This is a genomic window from Sphingomonas sp. (genome assembly GCF_019242355.1).
In the GTDB taxonomy this organism is placed as follows: domain Bacteria; phylum Pseudomonadota; class Alphaproteobacteria; order Sphingomonadales; family Sphingomonadaceae; genus Sphingomicrobium.
Window position 1 is genome coordinate 1 of record NZ_JAFAVR010000192.1, and the last position, 8,634, is coordinate 8,634.

8 protein-coding genes are annotated in these 8,634 nt (G+C 66.2%); 4 read left to right on the forward strand and 4 right to left on the reverse strand.

Features of this window, described 5'->3' with window-relative positions; all coding sequences use genetic code 11:
- Positions 1 to 1,435: leucyl aminopeptidase (locus JOZ79_RS09585; RefSeq protein ID WP_294073560.1), on the reverse strand; the 1,435-nt coding region annotated here is incomplete at its 3' end.
- A gap of 120 nt (positions 1,436 to 1,555) precedes the next feature.
- Complete coding sequence (locus JOZ79_RS09590; protein ID WP_294073562.1) at positions 1,556 to 1,720, reverse strand: hypothetical protein; 165 nt, start codon at positions 1,718 to 1,720, stop codon at positions 1,556 to 1,558.
- On the opposite strand from JOZ79_RS09590, the gene lptD reads away from it, so the two are divergent.
- The 4 genes from lptD to rsmA all read left to right on the forward strand — a co-directional run bounded on the left by lptD (position 1,719) and on the right by rsmA (position 7,106).
- Entirely contained in the window at positions 1,719 to 3,815 is a 2,097-nt protein-coding gene (lptD, locus tag JOZ79_RS09595) for an LPS assembly protein LptD (RefSeq protein WP_294073564.1), read from the forward strand. The genes JOZ79_RS09590 and lptD overlap by 2 nt on opposite strands.
- A gap of 135 nt (positions 3,816 to 3,950) precedes the next feature.
- Entirely contained in the window at positions 3,951 to 5,261 is a 1,311-nt protein-coding gene (locus JOZ79_RS09600) for a peptidylprolyl isomerase (protein WP_294073566.1), read from the forward strand.
- A 22-nt stretch (positions 5,262 to 5,283) separates the two neighbouring features.
- Positions 5,284 to 6,288 (forward strand): 4-hydroxythreonine-4-phosphate dehydrogenase PdxA, encoded by a 1,005-nt coding sequence (gene pdxA, locus JOZ79_RS09605; RefSeq protein ID WP_294073568.1) that lies wholly within the window; start codon positions 5,284 to 5,286, stop codon positions 6,286 to 6,288.
- On the forward strand, positions 6,285 to 7,106 hold the full coding sequence (rsmA, locus tag JOZ79_RS09610; RefSeq protein ID WP_294073570.1) for a 16S rRNA (adenine(1518)-N(6)/adenine(1519)-N(6))-dimethyltransferase RsmA: 822 nt from the start codon (positions 6,285 to 6,287) through the stop codon (positions 7,104 to 7,106). Before pdxA ends, rsmA begins: the two co-directional genes overlap by 4 nt.
- On the opposite strand, the gene JOZ79_RS09615 is transcribed toward rsmA, so the two are convergent.
- Both JOZ79_RS09615 and JOZ79_RS09620 read right to left on the reverse strand, forming a co-directional pair.
- Positions 7,103 to 7,600: a tetratricopeptide repeat protein gene (locus JOZ79_RS09615; RefSeq protein WP_294073572.1), complete on the reverse strand. Its 498-nt coding sequence runs from the start codon at positions 7,598 to 7,600 to the stop codon at positions 7,103 to 7,105. The genes rsmA and JOZ79_RS09615 overlap by 4 nt on opposite strands.
- Before the next feature lie 28 nt (positions 7,601 to 7,628).
- On the reverse strand, positions 7,629 to 8,634 hold a 1,006-nt coding region (locus JOZ79_RS09620; protein ID WP_294073574.1), incomplete at its 5' end, for an RsmB/NOP family class I SAM-dependent RNA methyltransferase.

Below are 8,634 nucleotides of genomic sequence, written 5' to 3' on the forward strand. Positions count from 1 at the left end.
GCAGGCGCACGCCGTAGCCGGTGGCGCCCTTGTCCCATGTCGCGCCCGGCTTGTCCGACCAGGCTTTGCCGGCCATGTCGACATGCGCCCAGCGAACGCCTTCGTCGATGAAGCGCTGGATGAACTGGGCTGCGGTGATCGACCCGCCTTCGCGCGGACCGACGTTTTTCATGTCCGCGATGGGCGAATCGATCATCCGGTCGAACGGCTCGCCCATCGGCAGTCGCCACAAGCGATCGCCCGATTCTTCTCCTGCCTTGGTGAGCGTCGCAACGAGATCGTCGTTGTTGGAGAAGATGCCGGCATATTCATGGCCGAGGCTGATCAGGATCGCGCCGGTGAGGGTCGCAAGGTCGATGATCGTGCCGGGCTTGAAGTTGCGTTGCACCCAGGTGATGGCGTCGGCGAGCACCAGGCGTCCTTCGGCGTCGGTGTTGATGACCTCGACGGTTTGCCCCGACATCGTGGTGATGACGTCGCCGGGGCGCTGCGCGTTCCCGCCGGGCATGTTCTCGACGAGACCGCAGATGCCGACGACGTTGGCCTTGGCCTTGCGCAGCCCGAGCGCCTTCATCGTCCCCGCCACCGCGCCTGCGCCGCCCATGTCCCACTTCATCGCTTCCATGCCAGCGGCCGGTTTGATCGAAATGCCGCCGGTGTCGAAGGTCACGCCCTTGCCGACGAAGGCCGTCGGCTGCCCCTTGCCGGCGCCGGTCCACTTGAGCACGAGCAGCCGTCCCTCGCGAATCGATCCCTGCGCAACTCCGAGCAGAGCGCCCATGCCGAGCTTTTCCATCGCCGCCTTGTCGAGAACGTCGATCTCGACACCGCTGCCCTCGAGCGATGCGCGCACGCGCTCGACGAAGCTTTCGGGATAGATGATGTTCGCCGGCTCGGTCACCAGCTCGCGGGCGAGCGCGACGCCCTCGGCCACCGGTGCCCAGCGCGAGCGATATCGATCCTCCGCGCCTTCGCCCGCGCCGACGATCACGATTTCTTTCAGAGTCGCCTTTTGCTTCTCTTTGAGGGTCGTGCGATACCGGTCATACCGCCACGACCGCAGCACGGCCCCGAAGGCCACCCGCGCGGCGGCGTCCGCGTCATAGCCTAGGCCGGTCAAGTCGATGACCGCTCGCTCCTCGCCAGACGACTGCAGGCGTCCCGCGACCGCTCCGCCGAGCTTCTCCGCACCCTCGACGCGCGGAACGCCGGTGCCGGTGCCGACGACCAGCACGCGGCGCGCCTGGCCTGCCTCGTCGATGAACTGCTCCGCCGCGCCGGCCGTTTCACCTTCGAATCGCTGCCGGTCGAGTGCCGCCGCGACTTGCGCCTGCGCGACCCCAAGCGAGCCGAGCGCCTTGCGATCCTTGCCGGCAACCGGGAGTGCCAGTGCGAAATCGCCCTCTGGCCGAGTGTCGGCGAAACGAATGTCCATTCCAATCAATCCTTCGAACAGGAGTCCTTGGCCCGGCCTTTAGGATGGGCCCAACGGCTTGGCAAAGCAGACCGCGAGATTGTCGCCGCACCGGCAAGGTGCAATAGGCGCCTTCCAAGGTCAGCAATCGAGCGGCGGGACGAGCAGCTTGCGTATCAGGATCGCGTGGTGGACGGCGCTGCCGGTGCTCGTCGCGGCAAGCGGGCCGCTCTCGGCGCAGGCCGTCATGCAGCCACAGCCGCCGCTTGCTTCGGCGGCACAACCGTCCGCGGCCGAATCAGTCATGGCCTTCAGTGCGGACCAGGTGACGTACGACAGCGATGCGGACGTCGTGACTGCGTCGGGCGCAGTGCGGATGCAGCGCGAAGGCAATTCCATGGCCGCCGATCAAGTCGTCTGGAACCGCAAGACCGGCGAGGTCCGTGCGATCGGCAATGTCGTCGTCCTCACCCCGCAAGGCGACAAGCTGGTCGGCGACAATGTCCTCCTGACCGACACGCTCCGGGACGGGACTGTCAGCAACCTTCTGGTCGTGCTCAACAGCGGCGGCCGCATCGCCGCGCGCCGCGGGGTTCGCAGCGGCGGCCTCATCACTCTCGATACGGCGATCTACAGCCCGTGCCCCGTCACCACTCCGTCGGGTTGCCCAAAGCGTCCGAGCTGGTCGATCACCGCCGCAAGGGTCATAGAAGACCCCGAGAACCAGCGCGTACGGTTCGAGGGCGGCCGCCTGCAGCTGTTCGGGATCAACCTGCCGCTGCTGCCGATCTTCAGTGTCGGCACAAGCAACGAGGGTGCGACCGGCTGGCTGGTCCCGGAGATCAGCTATTCGACCAGGAAAGGGCTTGAGCTCGCTGACCCCTATCACTGGCAGATTGCGCCCAACCGGGACCTGACGCTCACACCGCACGTCTACACCGGCGTGCTGCCCGCGCTCGAAGCCAAGTATCGCCAGCTCGATAGCCTGGGAGCGTTCCAGATCGGCGGCTTTCTAACCTACGGCGGGATCGAAAGCGCCGATCCCGATGCGACCAACACGATCCTCGGTCACAATTTCCGCGCTTACGGCGAAGCCAACGGCAAGCTGCAGCTCGACCCGTACTGGAGCATCACCGGTTCCCTGCGCTGGGCGACGGACAAAACGGTCACGCGCCGTTACGACCTCACTCGCGACGATCGGCTGCGCAACGTCATCAACGTCGAGCGGATCGACCCCCATTCGTACATCAGCATCGCCGGCTGGGCGTTCGAGGGCCTCCGTTTCGACGACCGCCAGCAACAGATCCCGATCGCACTCCCGGCGATTGACGCGCGCTACCGCACCACCGATCCGATCGTCGGCGGCAATATCGAGCTTCAGGGCAACAGCCTGTTCATCACCCGCATCGAAGGCCAGGATACGCAGCGGGCCTTCGCAAGCGCGACCTGGGACCTCAGGCGGCTCACGCCGTGGGGGCAGGAAGTCACGTTCACCGGCTACGCGCGCGGCGACGTCTATCACACCGACGATGCACAGGCGACTCCGATAGATGTCTACAGCGGCACCAATGGGTGGCACACGCGCGGCATCGTAGCCCTTGCCGCCGACCTGAAATGGCCGTTCGTCGGGCCCCTGTTCGGCGGGGTGCAGACGCTGGTGCCGCGGGTTCAACTGGTGCTTACGCCGCCGACGCCCAACCTCGACATTCCGAACGAGGATGCCCGATCGATCGATCTCGAGGACAGCAACCTCTTCGCGCTCAACCGCTTTCCCGGCTACGATCGCTGGGAGGATTCCTCCCGCATCACCTACGGCGCCGACTGGTCCCTGGAACGGCCGAATCTCTCGATCGAAAGCAATCTCGGGCAGAGCTATCGAATCAACAGCCGCCCGACGATTCTGCCTGCAGGCACTGGGCTTGACGGCCAGTTTTCGGATTTCGTGGGAAGAACGAGAATTCGCTTCGGTCGCCTGCTCGACATCACCGATCGCTATCGCTTCGACAAGAGCAACTTCACGATGCGGCGCAACGAGGTCGACCTCACTCTGGGAAGCCAGCAGACCTACGTTCAGCTGGGCTACCTGCTTCTGAACCGCGACATCGACACCGCGATCGAGGACCTGCGCGACCACGAAGAGTTGCGCGTCGCCGGCCGCGTGAAGTTCCATCGCTACTGGTCGATCTTCGGAGCAGCCGTCATCGACCTCACCAACAAGGCCGAGGACCCGACCTCGGTTGCGGACGGCTTCACTCAGGTTCGCGACCGGCTGGGCATCGAATATGAGGACAGCTGCATTCAGCTTGGCCTATCGTGGCGCCGCGACTATGAGCAGATCGGGACCTTCCGGAAGGGCAGCACCTTCAGCTTTCATTTGGCTCTGAAGGGGCTTGGCCGCTAAGCCTGCGTTCAGCGGGCGTCGCTAGACGGCAACGGCCACATAGGGCGGGAATTTCAAGGGAATCTATCGGACGTGGCAGGACAGTTTCGAACGACTTTCGCGCGCGCGTGCCTCGGGGCGGCAGCGCTCGCCATTGTGGCCGCGACCGCAGCGGTCGCACAGGACTCGCAGGACAACAACCAGCCTGCGGCGCAGGCGCCAAACAGCACGAGCGCGCTAAAGCTGCCGCAGAACCCGCAGCTGTTTGGAACCGCGATGCCGCCGGTCATCAAGGCGACGGCAATCGTCAACGGCGACGTCATCACCCAGACGGACATCGATCAGCGGGTTGCGCTGCTGGTTCTCGGCAGCGACGCCCAGGTCCCCGCCGAAGAGATCCAGCGCCTCCGTCAGCAGGTGCTTCGCAACCTGATCGACGAGACGCTGGAAATACAGGCGGCCGCCGACGACAAGATCGACGTCAAGGAAAGCGACATTCAGAAGACGCTTCTGCGGGTCGCGGGAAATGTGAAGAAGACGCCCGATCAGCTTGCGGCCTACCTGCAGGCCAACGGTTCGTCGATCAAGACGCTGCACCGCCAGATCCAGGGAGAAATCGCCTGGCAGCGGCTGCAGAGCGACAAGATCGAGGACTCGGTCAGCGTCGGCGACGACGAAGTGAAGGCTGTGCTGGACCGAATGAACGCGTCCAAGGGCACTCAGGAATATCACGTCGGTGAGATCTTCCTGTCGGCGACCCCCGACACACAAACCCAGGTAGAGGCCAATGCCGGCAAGATTCTGGAGCAGCTGAAGGGTGGCGCGTCCTTCGCTGCCTATGCTCGCCAATATTCCGAGGCATCGACGGCCGCCGTCGGCGGCGACCTCGGCTGGATTCGGCCCGAACAGCTGCCGCAGCCACTCTCTGCTGCGCTCCAGCAGATGGGCCCGGGGATGATCAGCAACCCGATTCCGGTCCCCGGTGGAATCTCGATCCTGGCTGTCCAGGACACGCATAAGATCCTGACGCCCGATCCCCGCGATGCGGTGCTTAGCCTCAAGCAGGTGTCGATCAGCTTCCCGAAGGGCACCACGCGCGAGCAGGCGGAGCCAGTACTCTCCCGATTCGCATCCGAAGCGCGCAATGTTGGCGGCTGCGGCGGAGCGGATAAGCTTGCGGCGGACTTCCACGGCGAAGTGGTCCAGAGCGATCAGATCAAGATGCGCGATCTTCCGCCAGCGCTTCAGCAGCTCATGATTCCAATGCAGGTGGGACAGGCAACGCAGCCTTTCGGATCGGTTGACGAAAATATTCGCGTTCTCGTCATCTGCGGCCGCGACGAAATGGATCCGACCGCGCCGACCTACGACCAGGTCTTCAACCAGATGAACGAGGATCGGGTGAACAGCCGCGCCCAGCGCTATCTCCGCGACCTGCGTCGCGACGCGATCATCGACTTCCGCTAGAGCGATCGTCGGCGCGAGCGGCTTGGCACAGCGACCGGACCTCCCAATTGCCGTCTCGCTGGGCGACCCGGCGGGTATCGGTCCGGAGGTGATCGCCAAATGCTGGGACAATCGGTTCCAGTTCGCGCTTCCTCCGTTCGTTGTGATTGGGGACGCGCAGGCCGTCGAGAGCATTTGGGATGGCCCCATCGCGCCGATTGACGATCCGCGCGACGTTGCGACGGCATTCGATGTCGGATTGCCGCTGATTCAACTGTCTTCGGCCGAGCCCAGCACACCCGGCCACCCGACCGTCGCCGGCGCCCACTGCTCGCTGGATTCGCTGGAGATCGCCGTCGGGCTTGCCCGCTCGGGATCCGCAGCGGCGGTGGTGACCGGCCCGGTCGCGAAGGAGCAGCTTTACCACATCGGCTTCGCACACCCGGGCCAAACCGAATTCGTCGCCGAACGTTGCGGGGTCTCATCCGGCAATGTTGCGATGATGCTTGCGGGTCCGACGCTGCGCACGGTGCCGGTGACAACTCACCTTCCCCTCGCCGACGTGCCCGCGGCCCTCACCACCGCGCTGATCGAATCGCGAGCACGGGCGACGCTTCGCGGCCTGCAGCGGAATTTCGGCCTGGCTGAGCCGCGCCTTGCCATTGCGGCTTTCAATCCGCATGCGGGCGAAGGCGGCGCCCTTGGCCGTGAGGAGATCGACCTTATCGAACCGGCGATTGCCGCTCTTGCGGCGGAGGGTTGGCGAGTAAGCGGTCCGCATCCTGCCGACACGATGTTCCACACATCCGCTCGCGCCGCCTATGACGCGGCCATGTGCATGTACCACGACCAGGCGCTGATCCCGATCAAGGCGCTGCACTTTGAGGATGCGGTCAACGTGACGCTCGGTCTGCCGATCGTACGAACCTCGCCGGACCACGGCACCGCCTTTCCGATCGCGGGGCAGGACCGCGCCGATCCGCGACCGATGGCGGCTGCGGTGCGCATGGCAGCGGACTGCGCTGCCTGTCGTTCGGACGCTCCGTGAGCACTCCGCCGGAGCCGCTGCGCGACGTCATTGCCCGGCACGGACTTACAGCCAGCAAGGCGCTGGGCCAGAATTTCATCCTCGACCGCCAACTCCTCGCTCGGATTGCGGCCGTGCCGGGCGATCTGCGAGGGCAGACAGTTTATGAGGTCGGACCAGGACCGGGCGGCCTCACTCAGGCCCTGCTAAACGCGGGGGCGAACGTGGTCGCGGTCGAGCGTGACCGGCGCTGCATCCCCGCCCTGGCGGAACTTCACGATCGGTGGGGCGACCGGCTGCGGTTACTGCAGGAGGATGCACTCAGGGTCGACGAGCGCGTGGAGGCGGGGGACGGTGCGCATGTCGTCGCCAACCTGCCCTACAATGTCGGCACCGCCCTCCTCCTGCGATGGCTTGCGGCCGACCCGTGGCCCCCGTGGTGGCGATCACTGACCTTGATGTTCCAGAAAGAGGTCGCGGAGCGGATCGTCGCGCAGCCAGGCAGCGAAGCCTATGGCCGCCTGTCGGTAGCGGCCCAGTGGCGGTCGCAAGCGCGGATTGCGATGACGGTCAGCCGTTCAGCCTTCGTGCCGCCGCCGAAGGTCACATCGGCGGTCGTCCATATCGCTCCGGTGAATGCGCCGCCGGGCGTTCAACCCAAGGTTCTCGAGCGGCTGACGGAGGCCGCCTTCGGTCAACGCCGCAAGATGCTGCGCTCGAGCCTGAAGGGAGTTCCGAGAGCGCTGGCCTCGATGCAGGCGCTCGGGATCGATCCGGAACGGCGGGCGGAAACCCTCGCGATCCCCGAATGGATCAGTCTCGCGAGGTCGCTGAGCTAATCGGTCTTCGGCGTTGCTGGAGCCTTCGCCGCGGCGACGGTCGGGCCACGAGCAATCGCAGACGACAGTTGGGCCACCTGCGGGCAGCCCTTTGCGCAGATCGTCTGGAGCTTCTGGAGGTTGGCCTGCGCCCGCGCCGTCGCGCCGAGCTCGACCATCGCCTCGCCCTGGACCGCGATCGCATTGGGATCGTTCGGCTCGAGCAGCAGCGCCTTGCTCGTCATTCGAACGGCCTTGCCGTACAGGTGCTGCCGCTCGGCCACCCTCGCGATGTCGACGAATGCCCAGCGGTTGCGCGGGTCGGCTGTCAGGGCGGCCTCGAGTGAATCCTCGGCCTGCTCCAGCTTGCCTGCCGCCAGCAGCTCCTCGCCCTGGCGTTGAAACACCGCGGACTTCGGAAGGATCTGGTCGTCCGCGCGCTGGCCCGCGGCGGGCGGCGCGAAGGCAACGGAGACAAGACTGATCAGGGCGGTCGCAACAGCACTCAGACGCATCAATCTCTCTCCACCTTCGCTCGACGCCCTAGCATGGCCGGCGGAACGCGGCGATGAAAAAGCCATCCGTCCCATCGCGTCCCGGGGTGAGCAACCTGCCGCCGCCGTCCGGGCGGCCGGCGCCCAGTCCCGAATCGTGCATAGTCCAGGATGAATGGCGGCTGAGGAAGCCTGCAGCCTGGCCTGCCCCTTCGCGGGACAGAAGCGAGCAGACCGCATAGACAAGCCGCCCGCCGGGACAAACCAGCTCGGCGGCGATGTCGAGCAGCCGCGCCTGGACGCCCGTTACTCGATCGAGCCGCTCGGGCGTGAGCCGCCAGCGCCCTTCCGGATTGCGCCGCCATGTGCCGCTTCCGGAGCAGGGCGCGTCGACCAGCACGAGGTCGCACGCTGCCCTGAATTCCCCAAGTTCCGCGAGCTCATGCGGGGGGTTGAGCAGGCGCGGCTCGATGACGGCGGCCGCCCGGGCGGCTCGCGACGGCAGCTTGGACAGCCGCGCCCGGTTCGAGTCGGCGGCGACGATCCGCGCCCTTGGCGCTGCTCCTGCAAGCGCGAGTGACTTGCCTCCTGCGCCGGCGCACAGGTCCAGGATCGTCTCACCGTCACCAGCTGCGCAGGCGAGCGCGACCAGCTGGCTGCCTTCATCCTGGACCTCGACCAGACCAGCGCCGAAGGCGGGATGGTCGTCGACGCGGCTGCCCGACGGCAGGCGGAGGCCCCAGGGGCTGAACCGCGTTGGCGTCGCATCCGCGAACTGGTCGAGTGCCTCCTCCCGTGAACCTCGGATCAGGTTCACCCGCAGGTCGAGTGGAGCCCGCTGGAGCAATGCCGGCCACTCGTGCGGGCCGACCAGCGGCGAGATTTCCGTTGCGAGCCATTCCGGGACGAGGCTCGCCGGCGCCGGCGCGTCCTGTGGCCCGCGCAGCTCGGGACCTCGCGGTTCGCCGAGCAGCGGCGCAAGCTCTGCGTCATCGTCGACCAGCCCGAGGACTGCTGACCGTCCGCTCTCCGGCCGCTCGCCCGAACGCCGGATC